Source organism: Roseiconus nitratireducens (assembly GCF_008629675.1).
Taxonomy (GTDB): Bacteria; Planctomycetota; Planctomycetia; order Pirellulales; family Pirellulaceae; genus Stieleria; species Stieleria nitratireducens.
Map to the genome: position 1 here is coordinate 43,530 of NZ_VWOX01000022.1, position 23,712 is coordinate 67,241.

General features: G+C 60.0%; 19 protein-coding genes. 13 read left to right on the plus strand and 6 right to left on the minus strand.

Translation table 11 applies throughout. The features are described from left to right. Positions 1 to 53 precede the first annotated feature (53 nt). A complete protein-coding gene (locus tag FYK55_RS25450; protein ID WP_150079454.1) occupies positions 54 to 788 on the plus strand; it encodes a cysteine hydrolase family protein in 735 nt (244 codons plus the stop codon). Between the two features lie 215 nt (positions 789 to 1,003). Here FYK55_RS25450 and FYK55_RS25455 read toward each other — a convergent pair whose 3' ends face one another. Both FYK55_RS25455 and FYK55_RS25460 read right to left on the minus strand, forming a co-directional pair. Then, positions 1,004 to 1,849, minus strand: a complete 846-nt coding sequence (locus FYK55_RS25455; protein WP_150079455.1) for a pirin family protein — start codon at positions 1,847 to 1,849, stop codon at positions 1,004 to 1,006. Between the two features lie 198 nt (positions 1,850 to 2,047). Continuing rightward, on the minus strand, positions 2,048 to 2,536 hold the full coding sequence (locus FYK55_RS25460) for a MarR family winged helix-turn-helix transcriptional regulator (RefSeq protein WP_150079456.1): 489 nt from the start codon (positions 2,534 to 2,536) through the stop codon (positions 2,048 to 2,050). Positions 2,537 to 2,898: 362 nt separating this feature from the next. On the opposite strand from FYK55_RS25460, the gene FYK55_RS25465 reads away from it, so the two are divergent. From FYK55_RS25465 to FYK55_RS25485, 5 genes are all read left to right on the plus strand, one after another. After that, the gene (locus FYK55_RS25465; RefSeq protein WP_150079457.1) at positions 2,899 to 4,446 is read left to right on the plus strand and encodes an alkaline phosphatase family protein; all 1,548 of its coding nucleotides are present in this window, start codon (positions 2,899 to 2,901) and stop codon (positions 4,444 to 4,446) included. A 157-nt stretch (positions 4,447 to 4,603) separates the two neighbouring features. Continuing rightward, entirely contained in the window at positions 4,604 to 5,935 is a 1,332-nt protein-coding gene (locus FYK55_RS25470) for a mechanosensitive ion channel family protein (protein ID WP_150079458.1), read from the plus strand. 246 nt (positions 5,936 to 6,181) lie between these two features. Continuing rightward, positions 6,182 to 6,616 carry a DUF4112 domain-containing protein gene (locus tag FYK55_RS25475; protein ID WP_201743807.1) on the plus strand — a complete coding sequence of 145 codons (435 nt, stop codon included), beginning with the start codon at positions 6,182 to 6,184 and terminating at the stop codon, positions 6,614 to 6,616. A gap of 10 nt (positions 6,617 to 6,626) precedes the next feature. Then, complete coding sequence (locus tag FYK55_RS25480; RefSeq protein WP_150079459.1) at positions 6,627 to 7,871, plus strand: amidohydrolase; 1,245 nt, start codon at positions 6,627 to 6,629, stop codon at positions 7,869 to 7,871. Continuing rightward, positions 7,868 to 8,980, plus strand: coding sequence for a carboxylate-amine ligase (locus tag FYK55_RS25485; protein ID WP_150079477.1), 1,113 nt, complete (start codon positions 7,868 to 7,870; stop codon positions 8,978 to 8,980). The genes FYK55_RS25480 and FYK55_RS25485 overlap by 4 nt, the downstream gene beginning before the upstream one ends. A gap of 23 nt (positions 8,981 to 9,003) precedes the next feature. Here FYK55_RS25485 and FYK55_RS25490 read toward each other — a convergent pair whose 3' ends face one another. Beyond that, positions 9,004 to 9,939 carry a PfkB family carbohydrate kinase gene (locus FYK55_RS25490; RefSeq protein WP_161604746.1) on the minus strand — a complete coding sequence of 312 codons (936 nt, stop codon included), beginning with the start codon at positions 9,937 to 9,939 and terminating at the stop codon, positions 9,004 to 9,006. Between the two features lie 233 nt (positions 9,940 to 10,172). On the opposite strand from FYK55_RS25490, the gene FYK55_RS25495 reads away from it, so the two are divergent. From FYK55_RS25495 to FYK55_RS25505, 3 genes are all read left to right on the plus strand, one after another. Then, positions 10,173 to 11,045 (plus strand): HAD-IIB family hydrolase, encoded by an 873-nt coding sequence (locus tag FYK55_RS25495; protein ID WP_150079461.1) that lies wholly within the window; start codon positions 10,173 to 10,175, stop codon positions 11,043 to 11,045. Between the two features lie 119 nt (positions 11,046 to 11,164). Further along, positions 11,165 to 13,447 carry an HAD-IIB family hydrolase gene (locus FYK55_RS25500; RefSeq protein WP_235908975.1) on the plus strand — a complete coding sequence of 761 codons (2,283 nt, stop codon included), beginning with the start codon at positions 11,165 to 11,167 and terminating at the stop codon, positions 13,445 to 13,447. Next, entirely contained in the window at positions 13,431 to 15,443 is a 2,013-nt protein-coding gene (locus tag FYK55_RS25505) for an alpha-amylase family glycosyl hydrolase (RefSeq protein ID WP_150079462.1), read from the plus strand. The genes FYK55_RS25500 and FYK55_RS25505 overlap by 17 nt, the downstream gene beginning before the upstream one ends. Before the next feature lie 201 nt (positions 15,444 to 15,644). Here FYK55_RS25505 and FYK55_RS25510 read toward each other — a convergent pair whose 3' ends face one another. Then, on the minus strand, positions 15,645 to 17,150 hold the full coding sequence (locus FYK55_RS25510) for a sulfatase-like hydrolase/transferase (RefSeq protein WP_235908976.1): 1,506 nt from the start codon (positions 17,148 to 17,150) through the stop codon (positions 15,645 to 15,647). A 428-nt stretch (positions 17,151 to 17,578) separates the two neighbouring features. On the opposite strand from FYK55_RS25510, the gene FYK55_RS25515 reads away from it, so the two are divergent. Next, positions 17,579 to 17,905 (plus strand): rhodanese-like domain-containing protein, encoded by a 327-nt coding sequence (locus tag FYK55_RS25515; protein ID WP_161604747.1) that lies wholly within the window; start codon positions 17,579 to 17,581, stop codon positions 17,903 to 17,905. A 437-nt stretch (positions 17,906 to 18,342) separates the two neighbouring features. Continuing rightward, on the plus strand, positions 18,343 to 19,620 hold the full coding sequence (locus FYK55_RS25520; protein ID WP_150079464.1) for a transaldolase family protein: 1,278 nt from the start codon (positions 18,343 to 18,345) through the stop codon (positions 19,618 to 19,620). A gap of 115 nt (positions 19,621 to 19,735) precedes the next feature. Here the strand turns inward: FYK55_RS25520 and FYK55_RS25525 are convergent, their stop codons facing one another. Then, positions 19,736 to 20,749, minus strand: a complete 1,014-nt coding sequence (locus tag FYK55_RS25525) for a prenyltransferase/squalene oxidase repeat-containing protein (protein ID WP_150079465.1) — start codon at positions 20,747 to 20,749, stop codon at positions 19,736 to 19,738. 233 nt (positions 20,750 to 20,982) lie between these two features. Between FYK55_RS25525 and FYK55_RS25530 the strand changes: the two genes are divergently transcribed. Then, positions 20,983 to 21,903: an SHD1 domain-containing protein gene (locus FYK55_RS25530; protein ID WP_161604748.1), complete on the plus strand. Its 921-nt coding sequence runs from the start codon at positions 20,983 to 20,985 to the stop codon at positions 21,901 to 21,903. A 10-nt stretch (positions 21,904 to 21,913) separates the two neighbouring features. On the opposite strand, the gene FYK55_RS25535 is transcribed toward FYK55_RS25530, so the two are convergent. Further along, positions 21,914 to 23,080, minus strand: a complete 1,167-nt coding sequence (locus FYK55_RS25535; RefSeq protein ID WP_201743808.1) for an AI-2E family transporter — start codon at positions 23,078 to 23,080, stop codon at positions 21,914 to 21,916. 230 nt (positions 23,081 to 23,310) lie between these two features. On the opposite strand from FYK55_RS25535, the gene FYK55_RS25540 reads away from it, so the two are divergent. Continuing rightward, the gene (locus FYK55_RS25540; protein ID WP_150079467.1) at positions 23,311 to 23,658 is read left to right on the plus strand and encodes an ArsR/SmtB family transcription factor; all 348 of its coding nucleotides are present in this window, start codon (positions 23,311 to 23,313) and stop codon (positions 23,656 to 23,658) included. The last annotated feature ends 54 nt before the right edge of the window (positions 23,659 to 23,712 follow it).

A 23,712-nucleotide genomic window follows, 5' to 3' on the forward strand; every position in this document is an offset into this window, starting at 1 on the left:
GGTGGCCGGTTCCAATCCTCATTCCTCCATTCCGTATTTCCGAGGCCCGGTGAATGAATGCACAAGAACACGTCGATCCGTTGAGAGAGGTGTACCACGAGTCGTTCGTGGACAACCCGGCACACGGAGAGTTTCTGGTCCAGCGCCACACGGCGCTGTTGTGCATCGATTTGCAGTACCTCGATGCGGCTCCCGGGCACGGCGTGTTTCGCGATGCCGAAAAGAGCGGGGTGCCCCGCGAAGCGCAGGAGTACTATTTCGATCGACTCAGTGCGACGGTGTTGCCCAACGTGCGTCGATTGCAAAACGCTTTCCGCACGCACGACTTGGAAGTCATTCACACGCGAATCCAGTCCCTGACCCGCGACGGGCGGGATCGCAGCAAGGGGCACCGCAGGTTGGGCTTGTTGGCGGCGCCGGGATCACGCGAAGCGGAGTTTTTGGAAATCGTCGCACCGGATGAACAGCGTGACGAGATCGTGATCAACAAAACGGCCAGCGGCGTGTTCTCTTCGACCAACCTGCACTACGTGTTGAACAACATGGGGATCGAATCCCTGTTCGTTGTCGGGGTGTACACCAACGAGTGCGTGGAGACGACCGTCCGTGACGCTTGCGATTTGGGTTATCTGGTGACTGTCGTGGAAGACTGTTGCGCCACCGTGACCCCCGAGCTTCATGAAGCTTCGCTGGCGACCCTTCGCGATCGGTACGCGCGGGTGATGTCGCTGGATGAGGTGATCCGAATTGTCGAGCCGTTGGTTTTGGCTACGGACAAGTCCGTTTGAAATCCGGCGTCGATTCGAAGACGTGCAGCCACGCTCGCCAGCGCTGGCGTATCTCCCAACCGTGTAGCCACGCTCGCCAGAGCGAGAAGCCTGGAGTAAATCCGAGCCGTGTAGCCACGCTCGCCAGAGCGTGGAAACCCCGCTTTGTCTGATGCCCCGTGGCTGCACCAAAGCGAGGTTTCCGCCGTCTGGTGACCGCGGCGACGATGTCCCTCTCAGGCCAGATCGAACAGCAAGGCGTCGGTCGGTTGCGTCGCCTGGACATGCAGGGCGGTGGGCCGACTGGTGGCAACGGCGTCTCCGGCAGTCAACCGAGTCCCGTTGACGGTCAATTCACCCCGAGCCACTTGCAACCATGCGTGGCGTCCCGGCTGGACGACGTAGTCGGTCGTTTCACCGGCCGCCAGCTTGGTCGCGAAAATGTTGGCATCTTGATGAATGGACACGGCCGCAGTGTCCCGATCGGGCCCGGCGATCCGGAACCAATGTCCCCGCTTTTGATCCGCGGTGACCTTGTTCTCACTGTAGCGTGGCCGCACGCCGCGGAGCGACGGCTGGATCCAGATCTGCAGAAAGTGGTTGCCGTCGGTCGAGGACGGGTTGTACTCGCTGTGCGTGATCCCCGTGCCGGCGGACATCATCTGGATGTCGTCCGGCGTGATCACCGATCCGTGACCGGTGCTGTCGCGGTGCTGCAGAGAACCGTCCAGGACATACGAGATGATTTCCATGTCGTGGTGCGGATGGGTTGGAAAACCGCGTCCGGCGGCGATCCGATCGTCATTGATGACCCGCAACGACCGGAAGCCCATGTGCTGTTGGTCGTAGTAGCCGCCGAACGAGAACGAGTGAAAACTCTTCAACCAGCCCAAGTCGGTGTGTCCCCGCTGGGCAGCCTGGCGAACGAGCAGGCCGGGATCCGACGCAGGCCCACGGTCCGGAGAAGGTTCCGCGTTCGGCGCAGGTTCCTGCGTCTCCGATCGTTCCGCGGACGCGTTGTCGGCCACGTGAATCAGTCCGTCGTCGGTAAGCGAGAGCCTCTTTCGGCGTGACGTGTTCATTTTATCCTCCGTCGAGCGGGAAAGCATGGATTGGTCTGTCTCCACCAGGAATACCCGGGCCGCCCATAAACCTTACATGTAAACTAAATGGCGGGCCAAATGCCTCTGGCAGCGGGTTGATTCCTGTCGTCGGCGTTCGCTCCGCGGAGGCGAACATGGTTTCGTGGGGGTTTTGCGGAGCGTCGGCGACTTGGCCAATCACCGGCCCGCCGCCTCTTCGGCCACGTGGTCGCGTGCGGATTGCAGGATCGAGATCAGTTTTTGCAGGTCACCGCGCCGGAAATGACCGAGCAGCGAATCGTGCAGTTGCAGGATCGGGCGATCCAGGCGTCGCAACAACGCCTTGCCGCGGGCGGTCAGGCGGACCAGGTAAACGCGGCGGTCCTCTTCGGACTGGTCCTTGGCGATCCATTCCCGTTCGACCAACTGGTCGACCACGCGGGTGATGGCCGGCGCCACCTGGATCATCCGTTCGGCGATCTCCAGACAGGGCATCGGCTGGCCCTCGCCCCGCAGGATTCGCATCGCGTTGTACTGGGATGGCGTCAGGTCGTACTGGCGGAGCAGACGTGCGAGTCGGTTTTCGAGCAGGTCGCTGGTCCGCAGGATGCTCAGCATTGCTTCCTGCTCAATCGAGTCAAATCCATGTTTCTTCTTCAGTTCGGTTTGGAGACTGCGTGCGGCCATCGGTCAATCGTTGGGGAGGTCCGCCGCCGGAGATTGGGCGGCAATGGGGAGCATTCAGTTTAACTGGTAGGGGCCGAGAGATTGGCGTTGCACGCTTGTTTGGGCGGCGTGGCGTCCGATCAGCGCGGCGGCGAACCTTCAGGTGGCGTTTTTACCGCCGGAGCGTCCACGGGACCCGCCCGTCCGGTCGGTAGCTCCGGAAAACATGGCTTCGGGAAGCACGGCCTCGGGAAACACAGAACCGGGAAGCACAGGCGGTTCTCCCACGACTTTTGCCATCCCGTATTCTGGCCCCGGATTTGCTCCCCCGCTGACACGCACAGCTTCAACCCTTTCCGGCGAACCCTAGAGGAACGGATTGCATGTCCGGCCACTCCAAGCGATGTGTCTTATTGGTTGTCGATGCGCTCTCGGTGGAGATCGTGAAGTCGTTCATCGACATGCAGCGTCTGCCCAACCTGGCCCGATTGGTCGCTGAGGGCGGGGCCTTGAGGGGCTGCCACTCGATTTTTCCTTCGATCACCCCCGCGGCCACGTGTTCGATCATCACCGGGGCCTACCCGGCTGAACACGGGATTGAGGGAGCTTTTTGGTTCGACCGCTCCAACCAGGACATTGCGTATTTCGGTGACGATTTGAGCGTGGCCCGCGAGCAGGGCCTGTATGACTACCTGGTCGACTTCGGCGATCGTCTGAACTTTGACCGGCTTGCGGCGCCCACGTTGTTCCGTTTGCTGGACGACCAGGGGATCGACGCGGCGTGCGTCAATTACATGTGGTTTGCCGGACCTCATCAGCACCAGCGCGTGACGCCGCTGGCACTTCGGTTGGGTGTGGGGACGCTGCCGGAAACCGTCCAAGGACCCAAGTACTTGAAGCTCGGGTCGTTTGTCGAATCGCTTCCGGAAGGGGTCCCCAAGCAGGCGGATCCGAGCATCTTGAATCGATACGGATTCAGCGATCAGGTCACCGCCGATTGTCTGTTGGATCTGGCCCGCGCCGATGCGCTACCGGAGATGACCGTTGGTTATTTTCCCGAGAACGATGACCTGGGCCATGTGGAAGGATTGGTCGATGCGGCTGACACCGCGCTGACACGGTTTGACGCGTTTCTGGGGGAATTCATCGAGATCCTGGGCGGCTGGGAAACGCTCGGCAAGACTCTGGATCTGGTGATCGTGGGTGATCACAGCCAAGTCGAGTTTGGCGACAACGGCCCTCGCGTCTTGCAGGTGGACGAAGCATTGGAAGCGTTCCAGCAGGCGACGGTCGGCAAGGGCTGGCAAGACGATGACCAGATTTTTATCTGTCCGAACATGCGTGCTGCGGCGATTTATCCACGCGATGTCGACGATGCGTCGTTGCGGCAACGCATCGTCCAGACGCTTGTCTCCTTGGATGAAGTCGACCAGGTGATCCATCAGGACGACGACGGAACGCTTCAAATTGAAACGTCCGACCGCGGCCGATTGGCGTTCCGCCCGGCCACAGCGGACGATGACGTGTGCGGCGTGGATGCGTTCGGCAACCGCTGGTGGTTTCAAGGAGAATTGGAGACGGTCGGATGCAGCCTGAACGAATCCGGCGAGCTGGTCGACCAGGAGTATCCGAACCCGTTGGAACGTCTTCGCGGGGGCTTTCATCCCGGTGCGCGTCCGATCTGGATCACCGCCCGGACCGACAGCGAATTCGGGATTCAGGGGGTTCACACCCATGCCGGAGGCAGCCACGGTTCGCTGCACGCCGTCGACACTCAGGCGGCCGTCCTGGTTTCTTCGGGAATCGATTTGTCCGTGTTGGCCAATCCGGATCGGCCCCGCATCGTCGACATCGTGACGCTTTGTCAAAATGCCCTGGGTGATCGCTCGCCGTCCAGTGCGGACGTTCGCCGTCCAGCGGCCGCTGGCTGAATTATCGATGGCATGGGCAGGGCGGGGGCGCAAAGGCGTGTCGGCTCCGATGCACCTCCGCCGGATGAGAAGCGTTGGACGCCGGAGGCATTGCTGAACCGTACGGTGCCCGTCCACGCCGTCTCCGTCGGCATGCGACGTGCTTCACGAGAGCGACATGATCGCACCCCCCGTCGAGCCCTCCGCCAGATTCGTCACGTTCTTCCCACTCCGTTTCGGCGGGGTTCTGACATTCCTGCTGACCCTGGTCATCGCCGATGTCGGGTCGGTCCGGGCGCAGCCACCCGTTGAGCAGGCGGCGGAATCAGCGCAGGCAGCTGCCGAGGAAGCCGAGCAGGCGAACTCGCCGTCAAATCCCGTCGCCGTCGATAACGTGGCCGACGACCAGAAGATCTCGCGGCGATTGTCGGACATCTTTGCCTCGGCAAATTGGTTCAAGCAGCTTGAAGTGAAATCCGACAGCGGCATTGTCACGCTGAGCGGTTTGGCGGATACCGAGGAGCACCGCGAATGGGCGGGGAATGTCGCCCGCAAAACCCAAGACGTCGTTGCGGTCGTGAATCGTTTGCAGGTCGACACGACCGTTGACTTCTCCAGCAGCGCCGACGTGGTACGCACCAGCCTGGATCGACTGTGGCGTGACTTCCTGGTTCGATTGCCGTTGTTGGTGGCAGGTCTGGTGGTGATTGTCGCCACCGCGCTGTTCTCGAAAGCGGTTGGGTGGATGGTCGTCCGCTTGCTTGACCGTCGCAAGATTCGCGTGGGATTGAAAGATTTGTGTCATCAATTGCTGTCGATCGCAATCTGGGTCGCCGGGTTGTTGATCGCCACGGTCGTGATCTTTCCTGGCATGACGCCATCCAAGGCATTGACGGTCCTGGGACTTGGCTCGGTCGCGATCGGCTTTGCCTTCAAGGACATCTTTGAGAACTTCTTTGCCGGCATCTTGATCCTGTGGCGTTACCCGTTTGACCGTGGCGATTTCATCACCGCCGGGGAGATCACCGGTCGCGTGGAGGAGATCACGGTGCGGAACACCATGATCCGGCGGCTTGATGGCGAGCTGACCGTCGTCCCCAATGCGAACTTGTTTAAGAACGATGTCGACGTGTTGACCAATCAACCGCAGCGAAGGGTCCGCATCATTTGCGGGGTTGCTTACGGCGAAGACGTCGATCAGTCGCGGGCGGTGATTCTGGAGGCGGTGCAGTCGTGCGACCATGTGGTCGGGAAGCGAACCGTCGAGGTGTTCGCGCAAGAGTTTGCCAGTTCCAGTATCAATTTCGAGGTGGCCTGGTGGACGGGCGCCAAGCCGGTCGACATCCGCCGCAGCCGAGACGAGGTGGTGGCGGCCATCAAGCGCGCGCTGGATCAGGCCGGCATTGAAATCCCGTTCCCCTATCGAACGCTAACCTTCAAGGACCCGCGGATTGCTGACGCTTTGGCGGCGGAACCTGCCAGCCGCGAGGCGGACCCTGAAACCGCATGAGGCGATTCGCCGGACGGTGCCGTCGTTCAGCGAGGGGGTGCCATCCCTCCCGGATGCGGCGGTGGTTGGCGGCGCATCGTGGTCTCTGGGAAGGTGCAGGAATCTGGCAAGTCAGACGCAAGCCGCGTGGCGTCCCTTAAAGCGGTCTTTATGGCAAACCTAGTCGCGGTAGGGAGGGCAGCCTTCTCGCGGCATGGGATCTGCTCACGGATCGAGGGTGTTTTTCGTGATCCGCGAGTTGTCGTCATGAGCCTTTCCTCGTCCAACATTCCGGATCGCGTGCGGCAGTCTCGCCACGGGGAGCTTTCCACGCGACTGGCCAGGCGCCAGTACGACGTGGCCCAAATGCGTCGTCTGGCACGTTTCGCCAAATGGATGGATGCAAAATATCAATTGCCCGGGGTGCCGATTCGCTTTGGCGTCGACAGCCTGATCGGTCTGGTTCCCGGCGTCGGCGATCTGGTCGGTACATTGATCGGCGTTTACATCCTGCGCGAGGCTCACTCGGCCGGCGCACCCAAGGTCATGCTGGCGCGGATGTCGGGAAACCTGCTGATCGATTTCATCGGCGGATCCGTCCCGTTGCTTGGAGACCTGTTTGACATTTACTGGAAAGCCAACATCCGAAACGTTCAGTTGCTGGAGAAGCACGTTTCGGCAAACCTCAAGAAGACGCAATAGCAACCACGCCATGTCGAAAGTGAAGAGCACTTCGTTTAGCGTTCTGAAAACCGTGCGGGATCTTGCCCGTGGGTTGAGCAATGACCTGATTCGGATACGCCGACACCTGCACCGTCATCCTGAATTATCCGACCAGGAATTTGAGACGACCAAGTATTTGAGTGAGGAATTGGCCGGGATCGGGTTAACACCCCGGCCGGCGCAGGACCATCGCGGCGTCTGGGCGGATCTGGGTGAGGGTTCTTACCGGGTCGTGTTGCGAGGCGACATTGATGCGTTGCCCATCGCGACGGAGGTCCAGGCGGAATACCGGAGTCAGGTGGCTGGCGTGATGCACGCGTGCGGTCACGACGCTCACGCGGCGATGACGTTTGGCGCCGCGGCGATCCTGCATCGTCTGGAGCAATTCGGCAAGTTGCCGCAATCGATCAGTGTTCGGGCCGTCTTTCAGCCGGCGGAAGAAACCAGCAACGGGGCTCCGCACATGATTCACAGCGGCGTTCTGGACGGAGTGGCATCGGCCATGGCGTTGCACGTTGATCCCACACGTCCCCTGGGGACGGTGGGGGTGCGGTCAGGCGTCTTCACGGCCGGATGCGACGCGTTCCACATCACGTTTTCTGGTCGCGCCGGACACGGTGCGCGGCCGCACCTGACCGATGACGTGGTCGCGGCGGCCGCGGCGTGGATCAATCAAGTTTACACCCGCGTCCCGCGGAGCCATGACGCCTTGGATCCGGTCGTGGTGAACGTGGGGGCGATTCACGGAGGTTCGGCACCGAACGTGATCCCCAATTCGGTCGACATTGCCGGGACGGTCCGCGCGACGTCCCTGCAGGGGCGTCAGGCGGCGATGGAAACGATTGCGAAAATCAACCAGTCGCTACGCGTCGTTCATGGTTGCCAGATCGAAACGAAATACGAACAACACACTCCGCCGATGCACAACGACAAGTGGCTGAGCGAGCGCATGCGTGTCGCGGCGGGCGAGCTGCTCGGCGAATCCAACGTGCACCCGATTTCCGAACCGAGCATGGGGGCGGAGGACTTTGCGTTCTTCGCGCAGCAAGTACCCGCGGCCATGATCCGATTGGGGATCAAGGGATCACGCGTTGGACATGAAATGCTGCACACTCCCAAATTCGATATCGACGAAGCCGCCTTGGCGATCGGATCAGCCGTCCTGGCACTTTCGGTCATCGAAATTGCCGAATCCCTTTCCACCGAGCCTCGGAACCAAACATGCAGCGTATAAGCGACCCGTTACCGGTCGGTATTGAAGAAGAGTACCAACTCGTCGATCCGTCGACCGGTGAGCTGCGGGCCAACTGCAAAGACGTCATGCGGAACGTGCGTCGCGATTGCGGCGCCGAGATCCAGCACGAGCTTCATCTGAACCAAATCGAGATGGCCTCGCCGGTCTGCCAGACGCTTGACGACGTACGCGAGCAATTGCGGCAAACACGGTCGGTGTTGGCGCAGGCCGCCGCCGACTCCGGTGACGCACTGGCAGCGGCGGGCACCAACCCGTTGCCGGTTCCAGAGGACCCCAACATCACGCCCAAGCAACGGTATCGCCACATGACCGAGCGGTACCAGTTGATCGCCCGCGACCTGTTGATCTTCGGCTGTCACGTCCATGTCTCGATGCCCGATCGAGGCCTGGGCCTGCAGGTCATGAATCGTTCTCGGCGTTGGCTGCCGCTGCTTCAGGCGATGACGGCGAACTCACCGTATTGGGACGGCGAGGACACGGGCTACGCGAGTTACCGACATGAATTGTGGACGCAGTGGCCGATGGCCGGCGCGCCGCCCGAGTTCAAGGACATCGACGACTATCGGCAATGCGTCGCGGCCCTGGTTTCCAGCGGCGCGATTGCCGATGAGAGCCATATCTACTGGGACATCCGACTTCCAACCAAGGTTCCGACGATCGAATTTCGCGGTGCGGATGTGATGACGTCCGCCGAGGATGCGGTGGCCTACGTGGGGCTGGTGCGGGCGATCGTGATGACGGCGCTGGAGGACATCCGGCGGGAAGCCGCCGCGGAACCGGTGCAATCGACGGTGCTCTCGTATGCCATCTGGCACGCGGCGCGGTACGGGCTGGCCGAAACATTGGTCGACCCGGTTTCCAACGAGCAATTGCCAGCCGAGGCTTGTTGCCGAGCGCTACTTGATCGACTCCGCCCGGCCCTGCAATTGGCCGGCGATGAAGCCGTCGTCGAAGCGTTCTTTGATCGTTGTCTTCGACAGGGAACGGGAGCCGATCGTCAACGGAACGTCTTCAACGGCAACTTGTCCGAGGTGGTCCGACATGTGGTCGACCAGACGTTGGCGGAATCACCCGCGCCGACACCGTGAACACCTTTGGCATCCGTTCTAAATCAGGTGTTGGAAAGATCGTAAACGTGGCGATCTTCGGACGTGGCTCCACGCATTTGGCAGATCCGGGCGGCAAACTCCACCGCCGTTTCCAGCGTCTGGACCGCGGTCTGACCGGTTGCCAATCCGCGCAGCACGATCGACGCGAAAGCGTCTCCGGCACCCACCGTGTCCTCGAAATCCTCTTGGCGGATACTGGGTGTGGAGACGAATTCGGTGTCACCCTTGGCGGAAACCCAATGTGCTCCGTTCGCCCCGTCGGTCAGCCAACACTCTCCGATCGACCAGCGTTGCAAAAACTCCTTGGCCGCCGCCGTGATGCTTTCGCGATTGCGTTCGATGGTGCCCGAAGGCGACAGTTCCTCCAATTCATTCACGTTGCATTTCAGCACGTCCAATCCGCCCAGCAGGCTGGGCAACCATTCTTCCTTGAACTGTTTCTTGCGAAGGTTGATGTCCAGAAAAATGGTTCCCTGCCAATCCTTGACACGCCGGCGGACCGATTCGATCGTGTTCCGCGTCGTCGCGGATCGGAAGCAAAGGCTGCCGTGGTAAAGGATCGGTTTCGCCGAAGGCAACTCAGGCAACCGGTCGACGCTCAAATGATCGTAGGCCTGATCTGCCAGGATTTCGTAGGAAGGCTCGTTGTCGTCCATCGTCACCTTGACCCGCCCCGTCGGCTTGTCGTCGATGTGTTGAAAGCCCTCCATTCGCATGCCCCAGTTCCGCGCTCCGTCGGTGATCTGTTCGCCCAAGGCATCCTTTCCGACCGCGGTCAGAAACAGCGGGGCCAGGCCCAGACCGGTCAAATTCCAGGCCACATTCATCGGCGCCCCGCCGACGACTTGGCTGCCGTCGTCGAATTCATCGGCCAGGGATTCCCCGATGATGATGATCGGGCGGGCGTCGTTTGCGTGCGATTCGTTCTCGTTTGGCATCGATGTCATGTTGTTGCGGTGCTGAATCAAAAGCTTAATTTATCACACAGGTCGCCGGTCCGCCGCTCGCCCGGACGCCACGACTGGACGCGAAGGCGTGTTCGCCATGCCAGGTTCCGCCATACTGTCGGTGACGCCGTGCATCCACGTCGGTTGGCCCGCCGCGGCGACATCGAAGCGGTCGCAACGATCGCGCCACAACCACGATTTGCTCCCGCATCCCCCAAGGAATCATGCAATTGATCCAAGCGTTCGCGACCGATCTGGACGGAACTCTGATCCCTCTGGACAACAACCCGGCCCATTTCGATGCGTTGGAAAAGATCCAAGCCATCGTCGCGTCGCATCGGCTGCAGATGTTGTTCGTGACCGGACGTTCGTTCGATTTGACGCGTCAAGCCATGGAAACCTATCGACTTCCCACGCCCAATGCGATCCTGTGCGATGTTGGAACCCGGTTGATGTGTCGCGATGGCGGTGAGCAGTTTCGACAGAATGAAGCGTTCCGCCAGGAGATGGTGGAACTTCGGGGGCCCTGGGGGAATCAGCGGATCCGCGACGAAGTGACGCGGCGCGGTTTCCCGATCACGCCGCAGGTGGAAGCCAATCAGACCGAGGTGAAATGCAGCTTCGACTTCGACGTGAAGCATTTCGCTCGTGTTCAGTCGCTGGTGCACGATTGGATCTCCGACGAACAGCTTCCGCTGAAGATGACGATCAGCGTCGATCCGTTCACGGGCGGTGGCTTGCTGGATCTTCTGCCAGCCGGGGCCGACAAGGCGTTTGGACTTAGCTGGTGGTGCCGATCGCGGGGAATCCCGGACAACGATGTGGTGTTCGCGGGGGATTCCGGCAATGACACCGCGGCGATCAATGGAGGGGCCAACGCGATCATCGTTGGCAATGCCGCCGATTCGCTGATCCAAGCCGCACAACAGCATCATGGCGACCGCAATACCCTGTTTAAAGCGACTGAAGACGCCACCGCTGGCGTGTTGCAAGGGCTGACCCATTTCCTGGACGTGCGCGGAAATGCGGCCGCCGCTGCCCCCGATTCGGAATCACCCGGAACCAACCCGGCAGGTGGTACACGATCTGCTAGCTAAGCGCACGACCATCCGCTGCCAATCCATCAGCACGCGTCCTTCGGTCGCGTGGGTGACCGTGCTGTACGATAGGGGGCCAGAATGGTCATTCAACGAACATCCCTCGCCAAATTGAAGAGATGATGAAACCGACCAGCACGGAGGAGGCTCCTCCGGACGATCCACCGGCCGATGTGACGTCGCCGGAAGATCCGAGTACCACCCCACCGGCGAAGGCCGAGGAAAACGACGCGTCCATGGGACTTCTTGACCACCACAATGCGCTAAAAATCACGCTGATTTCTCTGCACGGATTGATCCGTGGCAACGAACCGGAATTAGGACGCGACGCCGACACGGGAGGACAGATCAAGTACGCCTTGGATCTGGCTCGCGAATTGGGCCGGCAACCGGAGGTCCAGGAGGTCGAACTGCTGACGCGGCAGATCATCGATCCGAAAGTCAGTGATGACTACGCGCGGCTGGAGGAATCGCTGGCGGAGAACGTCAAGATCGTCCGGATCCCGTTCGGCCCGAAGCGTTATTTGCGCAAAGAAGCTCTGTGGCCTTACCTGGAGTTGTTTGTCGATCAGGCGCTGGTGCATTTCCGACGCAGCGGGATCCCGGATCTGATTCACGGGCACTATGCCGACGCCGGGAAAGCCGGCGCGGAGCTCGCGAGGCTGCTGCACGTTCCTTTCATCTTTACCGGCCACTCACTCGGCCGCGTCAAACGCCAGCGTCTGATCGCCGACCAGGGGCAAACGAAGACGCAAACGTTGGACAAACGCTATCGCTTTCAGACTCGGACCGAGGCGGAGGAAGTCGCCTTGGAAACCGCGTCGATGGTGGTCACCAGCACCAACCAGGAAGTCGAACAGCAGTACGCGTTGTACGACCACTACGTCCCGGCGCGGATGGAAGTGATTCCGCCCGGAGTGGACCTGACGGAATTCTCCCCGGTGAGCGACGGCTGGCAGCCGCCGCCGATCGGCGACGCCTTGAAACCGTTCCTGACCGAACCCGACAAGCCGATGATTCTGGCGATGGCTCGGCCAGATGAACGCAAGAATCTGGGCAAGTTGGTCGACGTCTACGGTGCGAGCGACGAGCTGCAAAAGCTGGCCAACCTGGTGTTGGTCATGGGGACCCGGGACGACATCGACGAGTTGCCCAAGGGTCAGGCGATGGTGATCACCGACGTGCTCAAGCGGGTCGACCGGTATGACCTGTACGGCAAGGTGGCGTATCCGAAGTCCCACCGACCCAGCGACGTGCCCGACCTGTACCGCTTGGCGGCCAAAAACCGGGGCGTGTTCGTCAACGCGGCGTTGACCGAGCCGTTCGGATTGACGCTGCTGGAGGCCGGTGCAACGGGGTTGCCTATCGTTGCGACCAACGACGGTGGGCCCCGCGACATCATCGCGAATTGCAACAACGGTCTGCTGGTGGACCCCCTGGATGGGTCCGAGATCGAAAACGCTCTGCTGCGGATGCTGACCGAGCCGGAAAACTGGGACGAGTGGTCCAAGAACGGAATCGAGGGAACCCGCACCCATTATTCGTGGAAGAATCATGCCAGGCGGTATCTGCGAGATCTGGACGAGATCCTGCGTCGATCGCCGCCGCCCGCTTTGTCACGGAAGAGTCGGCCACGACGATTGCCCGAGTTTGACCGATTGATTTTGACGGACCTGGACAACACACTGACGGGCGACGACGAAGCGCTCCAGGAATTCATCCAGCTGCTCAAGGAAAACACGCACATCGGCTTTGGGATCGCCACCGGCCGGCGTCTCGACTCGGCCATGGCCATGATCGAGAAATTGGGCTTGCCGCAGCCGGACGTGTTGGATACCGATTCGGGGACTCAGCTCCACTACGGGGAATCGCTGACGCCGGATTCCAGTTGGCGCAAACAGATCGGATTTGCGTGGAATCCCGCCAAGATTCGTGAGGTTTGCGACGCGCTTCCGGGCTACGAGCTGCAGGGGGAAGACCACCAAAGCAGCTACAAGGTCAGCTACCTGATCGCCCGCCAGATCGCGCCCTCGATCAGCGAGGTCAAAAAGAAACTGCGCGAAGCGGGAGTGCGAGCTAAGGTAATTTTGTCGCTCGGCGCCTACGTGGACATCTTGCCGGTTCGCGGCGGCAGCGACCTGTCCATGCGGCACTTGCTGTGGAAATGGGGCTTTTCGCCAGAGAAAGTGCTGGTCGCGGGGGATTCGGGAAATGATGCTGGGATGCTGACCGGCAGGACGCTCGGAGTCGTCGTCGCCAACCATGGCAAAGAACTCAATCGCCTGAAGCGAAAACCACGGGTGTATTTCGCCAAAACACCACACGCGCGTGGCATTTTGGAAGGCATCGAATACTACAGCTTCCTGAACAATATCCGCATCCCGAATGATTCGATCGAGTAACAACGGAGTATCCCGCGATCGCACTCGCACCAGCCGGCTGCGCTACGAAGCCGAGCTCTCTCTGAAACGTCTCTCGCCCCGGTTGGAAGCATTCTGGGACTCGGAAGGCATCGGAGAAGAGTTGCGGAGCGATTTTCGCAAGCGCCTCGATGAGTACTGGACCGATCTGTTCGGCTTGCTGCGCGGGTTGTACGGGGACCGGTTCGACTTCTTCTACCACCTGGAACAGATCCTGCTCACCGCGGCCAAGGGTTGGGCTGACCGTCCGGAGGTGCTGCGCCAGTCCGACCGGCGGCGGATCCATGACCCCGATTGGTTTCATTCGCAGGAGATCGTCGGCGGGGCACTGTACGTCGACCTGTTCAGCGAAAACCTGAACAAGCTGACCGAGTCGATCGACTACTTCAAAGAACTGGGGCTGACTTACCTGCACCTGATGCCGTTGTTCGCGGTGCGGCCGGGTGACAACGACGGCGGCTACGCGATCAGCGATTATCGCAGCGTCGATCCCCGGCTGGGCACGATCGAAGACCTCAAGGAGCTTGCCGATCGTCTCCGCAGCGAGGGGATCCTGTTGGTGCTGGACTTCGTCTTCAACCACACCTCGGAAGATCACCGTTGGGCCCAGCGGGCGCAGAGCGGTGATCTGGAGTACCAGGATTTTTACTACATCTTTCCCGATCGCGAGGTTCCCGATCAGTACCAGCGAACGTTGCGTGAGATCTTTCCAACGGTCCGGCGGGGAAGCTTCACCTGGCATGATGGCATGCAGGCGTGGGTCTGGACCACATTCAACAGCTTTCAATGGGACCTGAACTACTGCAACCCGGCCGTCTTTCGCGCCATGGCCGAGGAGATGTTCTTCATCGCCAACATGGGCGTGGATATCTTGCGGCTGGACGCGGTCGCGTTCATCTGGAAGCAGATGGGGACCTCCTGCGAGAACCTTCCGCAGGCCCACGAGATCATCCAAGCCTTCAATCGGCTGGCGCGGATCGGTGCTCCCGGTTTGATTTTCAAATCGGAAGCGATCGTGCACCCAAAGGACGTGCTGGAATACGTGTCGTCGCGTGAATGCCAGATCTCGTACAACCCCACGCTGATGGCGTTGTTGTGGGAGTCGCTGGCGACCCGCAAGACGACCCTGCTGAATCAGTCGCTGAGCCGATATCATGAGTTGCCTCCGCAGACAGCCTGGGTGAATTACCTTCGCTGCCACGACGACATCGGATGGACGTTTGACGATGAGGATGCCGCCCGCGTCGGAATCAACGCGTACGACCACCGCAGTTTTCTGAACCGTTTCTACACCGGTCAGTTCGAAGGCTCGTTCGCCCGTGGAATCCCGTTCCAGGAAAATCTGGAAACCGGAGACATGCGGATCGCCGGCACGCTGGCGTCCCTGGCTGGCCTGGAACGTGGCATCCAATTGGACGACGACTACGAAATTGAACTCGCCATCCGCCGGATGTTGCTGCTGCAAAGCGTGGCCCTTTCGATCGGCGGCATCCCGCTGCTGTACCTGGGTGAAGAGTGGGGCATGCTGAACGATTACGATTTCGTTCGTGATCCTGCCAAGGCCGGGGATACGCGGTGGGTGCACCGTCCCAAGATGCGCTGGGAATTCCTGGAAGACCTCCGCGAATCGTTGGACGAAGAAGAGCGATTGCACGAACGGTCCATTCGCCGTCGGATCTTTCGGTCCCAACAGAAAATGATCAGCGTGCGGAAGTCCATTCATGCCCTCTCCGGGCAGGAAATGAAACTGTTCCCGCCCAAGAACCCTCACCTGTTGTGCTTCACGCGCAGCAATTCGGGAAGCCGGTTGTTGATCGTCGCCAATTTCTCCGAACAGGTGCAGGCGATCGACGGCAATCACCTGCGCACGGCCGGCATCAGCCAGATTTTCAAAGACGTGCTGACCGGCGATCTGTTCCCGGCGGCGACGGAAATCGAGTTGCAGCCCTACCAGGTGCTGTGGCTGGAGAGGTACTGATCCGGCGGCGTTCGCCGTTCGGAAGTGCCGGCCACGCAGCCAGTCGTCGCCACACGCCCTCCCCGTCGCCAGACGGTGAATGATGGCCCACCCTGTAGCCACCGTCGCCAGACGGTGGATGGATCGCCCTGTAGCCACCGTCGCCAGACGGTGGATGGATCGCGATTCGCCCCGGCGTGTCCCGATTTCGCGCGAACAGTTCTACCTTGAAGTGGCGCCCAACGGATCGGGGCGGCCCCGGCGGTTGCGACGAACTTCCTGCTCCCATGACAGGTACTTGCCTCGCAACCGCTGAAAGTCTTCCGGCCGCTCGGACTTCAGATCCTGTTGCTCGGCAATGTCGGCGGAAAGATCAAACAGGGATTCCTGCTGATTCTCCGGGCGGTCCTCCGCAACGTACTTCAGCGTTCCCTCGCGGACGGCTTTCCAGACCTGCGTCCCGCGTTGTTTCCGCCAATACAAAGTTCGATCGATCGGCGGACAGCCGTCCAGAACATGCTGGACGATGTCAATTCCTTCCAACGGCTTTTCGGGCGACGGCTTGGCACCGGCCAGTTGGATGATCGATTTGGTAAAGTCCAGCGTCAAGCATGGCGTTTCGCACGTCAGCCCGGCCGGGATTTTCCCGGTCCAGCGGATCATTCCCGGAACGCGGATTCCGCCTTCAAAGGTGGAGCCCTTGAAACCGGACAGCGGCGCGTTGCGGGCACTGCGGGTTCCTCCGTTGTCACCGGCAAAGATCACCAACGTGTTGGAAGCGAGAGTCTGTTGTTCCAAGGTTTTCAGCACATCGCCGATGCGGCGGTCCATGTGCTCGATCATCTTCACGTAGACATCCGGCGGAGCGTCGCCCTGATTCCACAGGGGCGAATCCAACGGCAGCGGATCGACCTGACGATCATCGGGGCCCTGGAAAGGGGCGTGCGGGCAGGTGTAAGCCAGGTAAAGAAAGAAAGGGGAATCATTGCGATTCTGAATCAGCTTGATCGCATCGTCGGTCATCAGATCGGTGAAATAGCCATCGGCCGAAACGGGTTGTCCTTCGCGGAACAGGTTGTACCCGGCAACCGTGTCCAGGAAATGAAAGTAATCCATCCCGCCACCGATGCAGTAGAACGTGTGGTCGAAGCCGTGCAGGTGCGGAGCGAACTTTGGCTCGTATCCCAGATGCCACTTCCCGCACAGCCAGGTCTGGTAACCGGCATCGTGCAACATGCTCATCAGCGTTGGTTCATCCACCGGCAGTCCCAAATCGTTGGTTTGCCGTAACCGAATCGCGTCGTCGTAGCGTCCGACGTTGCCGGTTCCGATCGCGCATTCCAGCCCGCCGATTCGCTGCTGGTAGCGACCGGTCAGGAAGGCCGCACGCGTCGGAGTGCATTCGGCTCCGTTGGCGTAATGGTCGGTGAATCGCACCCCTTCGCTGGCCAGGCGGTCCAGGTTCGGTGTGCGAATGTCCTGGCGACCGAAGCACCCCAGGTCGCCGTAGCCCAGGTCATCGGCCAGGATCATCAGCACGTTGGGGCGTGAAGATTCGAACGCTTTTGAGTTTGCGGTTGTTGCCGGTTGCGCGATCGCCATGCCTGGGGACAACACGCCCGAGTACAAGAAGAGGACGCATGCCAGCATTGATCGGCCGGGTATCCCCACCGCTGCGAAAGCGTCGCAAACCATCAGGCGGCGAATCAAAAGACGAACTGCATTCATGCTGGTGAAACTCCTGGGGAAACTCCGACCGGTGTGACTGCGGAATGGGACCGCAGGGATCACAGTGTAGCCGTGACCGATCCGGTGGTGTTTGGCCACTTCCGTGCGGGAGGAGAGCGATCAGCGATGTGCGGACGTGCACAATCGAGTCGCGATATCGCGGCGCCGAGCGGGACAGAAAGATCCCCCCATGGGGACTCGACGGATGAGACAGCAACTCGGTTGATTGTCGAACAGCGGGGCAGCATCGAGACCCGATCGGATCTTCAGGGCATGACGGACTCTCGACGTCGTGTCACCCACCGGACAGTCGAACCAACCGATCGTGATCTCGATTGCCGGAAAAAATTTCTTTGGTCATCACCGGTGCGATCTGCGATAGAATCAAGGATGTTCCCGCATCGTCCATTGAAGGAGGTTCAGTCGCTGTGGACACGCTCACCACCGAAGAATTGAAGGACCTGTGGTTGCGGCAAGAAGACTTCGTCTTGGTCAACGTGCTTGACGAACCGCAATTTGAAGCGACTCATATACCGGAGTCCGTGAATTTGCCGGCCTCGCTTTCCGACTTCAGCGAGCACGTCTTGCAACTGACGGGCAGCAAGCAACGTCGCGTGGTCGTCTACGGAGCGGGCGAAGGATGCCAAGCGGCGCTGGACGCGTGTGACGACCTGCAGCGGGATGGCTTCAATGTCGCCGTCTATTCTGGCGGCGCGGCGGCCTGGAAGGCTTCGGGCGAACCGTTGGCCGTTTAGCTGGACCGCCCCTTCGCCGCGAAATGCTCGTTCATCGCGAACAAACAATCGCGAAATGGACGGAGCGACCGTCCCCAACCGGTGTCGAGGCTGCCTGTCCCACGCTCTGGTGAGCGAGGCGACATTCATCGGGTGGCGACATCCGTCGAATGCTGTGCCGGGTGCAGACAGCACGTTTCGTTTCCGGCAGCTGAATTCCGGAACGTCGGTTGCAGCCCCTGTTGATGGGCTTTCGGATCGTTTTTCGCGGGTGCCAGACCGTCTGACCGGCACCGCTGTGCTGATGGTTGCTGATGGTTGCTGATGGTTTTTATGCCGACGGTTATTGAGGCACAGCAGCGAACCCGAGCTTGATGACGCACCGCAACCCTCGCGAAGCGGGCACGCTTCGGAAGCCCCGTCAACCGAACAACGCCGAAACCTAATGAGGATCCCCGATGATTGAAACTGACTCCAAACTCGAATGGATCGCACCAGACTCGAAAGCATCCACCGACATCCTGGAATTTGTCCAGTCCGGGATCGAATTGGATTCGCCGCCGAAGCAGGTTGAAGACAACCCGTTTTGGAGCAAGGTGAATGGGCTGGAAACGGAACTCTGGCTGGACAGCGGGGACTTGGATTCGATTGATCCACTGTGGTGCAGTAATTTCTCCGCCCTGACGACCAACAACAGCTTGTTGAACAAGGAGGTGCAAAAGGACACTTATACCGACTATGTGCCTCAAGCGGACAAAGTGCTGCCGTCGTTGGGGGATGAAGTCCGCGTACGCGAGTTGGCATTCGTGCTGAATGTTCGGCATGCGTTGCGTCTGGTCCAACGGTTCCGTTGTCGCGTCAGTGTGGAATTGCACACGGATGTGGCATTCGACACCGAGGCGAGTTTGGCGTATGCACGACGTTGCCACGCCATCTGCCCCGAGTTCTTCGTGGTCAAGATACCCTTCACGCCCGAAGGTTTGATCGCGATTCGAAAGTTGCGTGCCGAGGGAATTGAGGTCAATTGCACTTTGGGGTTCAGCGCCCGTGAAAACTACGTCGCGACCGCATTGGCGAATCCTTCGTATGTGAACGTGTTTCTGGGTCGACTGAACAGCTATGTCAGCGACAACGAATTGGGTGCCGGAGATTTGGTTGGCGAACGGGCGACGATCGCAAGTCAGCACGAGGTCAACACGTTCACGCGTGGCCTGCCGATGACCAAGACGCGTCAGATTGCGGCCAGTTTACGCGACGCGTCGCAGTTACCGCAGTTGGCCGGCGTCGATGTAATCACCATGCCACCGAAGATTGCAGAGCAGGCACAAGAAGTGTTGGACCAGCCATGGCAGTCTCGTCTGAATGATTTGTATGCAACGCCGCTGGATCCGAAAATCGATCCCGAATCGGTGCGTCTGGAGAAGCTGTGGGACGTGACCAAACAGGAGCGGAACTATGTTCAGAAGATGATTTTGAATCCTCCCGGATCGGCGGAAGAACTGGTTTCATCGGCCTACGAGCATGAGGTCGGCGACTTGTTTCCAGCATTCAGCGAGGCGGAGCGAGATCAGATTGCCAGCGACGGAAAGGTTCCGAATCACGACCGTTGGGCAGCCAGAATTCAGTCGGGCGATCTGGCCATCGATAGCCTGATGACGCACGCGGGGCTGGCATCGTTCGCCGCATCTCAGAAGGAATTGGACGACCGTATCCGCACGTTGCTCGGGCATGCGTGACATCGGGCATACCTGACGAAGGGCGGTGGTCGACGTCCAATCGCGAGCTGGTCCAATCGCGAGCTGGGAGAGGTTTACTGCCAGACCTCTTCATGCCCTTGACGCATTCGGTGGCTTACCTCTGGGCCGAAAGGAGCCCGATGATGGCCCATGCGGTTCCCCAATAATTGGACGTTTCGGTCGCCCGTTTGGCGGATGCCGACTTCGTCCCGGGAACTTTCCAGCTGCCATCCTGGGTTTGGGTTCGAATCAGAAACTCGCGCCCGCGATCAACCGCGGATGCCACGCGCTCGTTGGACTCGGTGTGGGAGACGGACAGCGCGTAAAGCGCCAACCCGGTTGCCAACGCGTCGCTGTCTTGGTCAACGATCCAGCCCCATCCTCCGTCCGGTTTCTGCTTGTCCAGTAACAGACGTCGGTACTCCGTGACCTTATCGCTTTGCTGTTGAGAAGCAAGCAGCAGCCGCGCGGCATACCACTCGGTGGATCTCGCCGGGTCGCCAGAGTCGATAAACCGCATGGCGGCTTCCTGGTCGAAATCCGTGGCTTGATGTCGCACAAGTGCGAGCGTCACCCATAACGTCGTTACCCGCGACGTTTCGTCTTTGGGACGTTTTTGCAGCGGCAGTTGTCCGCACGGATTCCATGACCCATCGGGACGCTGTTCGGCAATCAATGCCTTGGTGAATTTGCGACGCCATGTTCGGCGGTTGCCGGACTGGTCGTCTTTCGATTCCGTGTCAGTGTCCTTCTCCCGCGGGATCGCCAGCAACAATGCAGACATGGTGTCGATGTTTCCCTGCATCGTCTTTTGCGGATCGAAATCAGGTCCGGCGTCAGCGACGAAATGGACGGGGTCGGTGGACCATTGGGACCAGCGGCGCAGACTTTCGGTGTCAAGTTCCAATCCGGATTCTTCCGCGACCGAAAGGCTCCAGAGCATCGCCGGAACCTGGTGGCAGGAAACGCAGTCCCGTTGCTCGATCCACTCGGTTCCCCCGCGTTCCAGATACTCAATGGCGTGGTCCAGCTGGGCAGTCGGCGGCGCATCAGCCGTCGCAAAAGCGTGCGGTACGGCAACCAGCAGCGCAGATATCAACAATCGGCAGAAGGACATTTGTTCTTTCATGGTTGCATTTTATCACACCGGAAACAGACTGTTTTGCCTGAATCGGGCTGCACGCGGCCGCAAATCGCCGGCTTCACGCCGGTCGCGGGGCGACCGGAATTGTGATGGTTCGGTATCCCGCTCCCGGCCGCCGAACGCCAGCTAGAATGCGACGATTCTCGCGCGCGAGCCGATGTGTCGGTTCGACCAGGGAACTCGCCGGTTCTCACACTCTCATCCAAGTAGCATTCACCATGGCCAGGAAAGTGTTCACCGTTCTGCTGATTCTGCTCACCGCGTCCGGAGCGGCCCGCGCCGATGTCAGGACCTGGAAAGACACCACCGGCGTCTACAACATTCAAGCGGAATTGTTCGCGTTCAACGACGAACACGTCGTGCTGCGGCGTCCCGATGGTTCTCTGGGCATGTTCCCCATCGAGGTGTTCTCGGACTCCGACCGTGACTACCTGAAATCCGAGCAGGCGCAGAAAGCGTCTTCGGCGAACTTGGGCGACAAACAGAACTGGAAGCTGAAAGGTGACACCACCATCGTTGGCAATGTCGTGGACTACACCAAACGTGACATGATCATCCAACGACGAAGGGGCCGTGTGTTTGTCAATGACCGACAATTCACCGATCTTCCCCCGGTGTATCAGGACATCGTCCGGCAAACCGTCGGGCAGATCGAAGATGTCCCCAACATGGATGCCGCAAGTTTTGATGCGTGGGTTTTAAAGCAGCGAGGCCAGCCGCGAACGTTTTCGGTCGAAGGCGTGGTGATGGAGTTGCAGGATGGCAACGAGTACGTGATCCCGTTTGTGCTGTTCGATCCGTCGGAGTTGCGTTTGCTGCGTGGCGGCTGGGATGAATGGTTGGAGGCCCACCAGGACTACGAGTCACGTGACGACGAATCGTTTCGATTGCAGGCGACTGCGGCAGCGATGCACCGGCAGCAGGAACTGTCCAACGAAATTGCGATGGCACAGTACAATCTGAATCTGATTCGATCCGGGATCACTTCTCTGTGGGAAGTGACGTTGTATCCCGCACGGGGCAATCCGGCTTCACCACGATGGGTTCAAGTGACCGGTCGCGACAGTCGCGCGGCGACCGCGACGGCGCTTCAGCAAAACCCCGGATTTGTCAGCGGTCCGGTGCGAAAGATTCGATAGCGACCAGCGTTTAAGCTTCCGATACCGGCGGCAGATTGGACTCGTCCCATCCTTCAGCCTCATTCCACCCTTCAGGTTCATCCCAACGACCGGCCAGGATGTCGGCCAGGGGTTTGGTCTTGTCGAATCGCTCCATCACGATTTTCGTCGCAGCCGTGATGGGCGTTGCCAGAAACATCCCGATCAGGCCCCAGAGCATGCCCCAAAACATCAGGGCTAGAAGGACCGTCACGGGATGGAGGTCCGACGAGTTCCCGATCACCTTGGGCTCGACCAGATTGCCGCTGGCCATTTGAATGGCGCAGATCGCCAGGATCACGGCGATCATCCAGGCGATGTCGGCCGACGGGTCCAACAGGATCAATGGGACCGGCAGCAGGCTGGCGACGATCGGGCCGATGTTCGGGATGAAGTTCAGCAGAAACGCCAGGACACCGAACGAAAGCGCCATCGGGACACCAAACAGCCACAGCGTCAGACCAAAGATCAAACCGGTGAAAATTGAGATGACGATCTTCAGGGACAGGTAGCCGCGAATCTGAGAATCGATTTCGTGCAGCGTTTCCGTATCGGTGAACGTCGGCTTTCCTAGCAGCAGGAAGAACACATAAATCAGCACGACGACGCTGGTGGAGACCAGGCCGAGCAGTGCCTGCGACAGGATGGCGATCCCGTCGCGAACGAAGGCGTCGATGAACTGAGTCGCTTGCTCGATCTTGGATTCGATCTTGTCCTCGATCACCTCGGGCGAATCCGACGGGCGTGAGGGACGCAACCGTGAGGTGATGGGGGAATCGTCCGTCAGCAGGTCAAACGGCAATCGATCTTCCGCTTCAACAATCAATTCGCGGACGCGCTGACGGTAGTCACCCGCATTGGCCGACAAATCGACCATCGAGGCCCAGATGGTGAAGCCGAAGATACCCATCAGCACGACGCCGAACAGAAACGTCAGGAATGCGGCGATCAGCCGGGAAATCCCGAACCGGGACTCCAGCAGGTTCAAAATCGGACCGACGCCGCTGACGATGAAACAGGCGACCACGAAGGGAACCAGGACCGGTCGCAACCAGTAAACCATGTAGATCCCGGCAGCACTGGCCAGCACCATTTGGCAGATGGTTTGCTGCCGCACGTCAGAGATTGATCTGATCGGATGGTCGGTGGGATGTTTCATGCGTTCCGATCACCAGAGTCTCGCGAGCTTCATTGCATTGAATGTCTCTCCCGCGGATCTCGTGCCAAAAATACCGGCGGCTGGGCGTCGACGGAGATTCGCGAGAGCGATTTTCCGCAGTATATCGCTGATCGGCCCACCCGGCGTGGCTCATTCCCTGAATCGAGCCGCATTGATCTGGAACCCTCTCGATGCGACGATGTGTCGGACAGGTATCTCTTGAAAGCGATATGGCAAAAAAAACAAAACGACCGACGACGGATGCCGGCAAGCCCCGAGGCAACGTCGATGCGTTTGTGCAGGCCGCCGAATGTCTGAAGGCTTTGGCCCACCCGGTGCGACTGCGGATCGTGCAGCTGCTGTTGCACGGTCGTTTCACCGTGGGCGAGCTGGCTGAAGATTGCGAGGTTCCCGACAACGTTGCCTCGGAACACCTACGGTTGCTGCAGAGGTGCGGTTTTTTGACCAGCGAGCGAGAAGGGCGACGCGTCTACTACCGGGTGGCGGAGACGCATCTGGAGCAGCTGATGGCTTGCATCGAGGGACGATTCCTTTCCACCGGAAAGGATTCCCGTTGAACGTCGCCCGGTAGGGCCATTTCGGCGCACTGTTCCAGCCACCGCAGTTCCAGC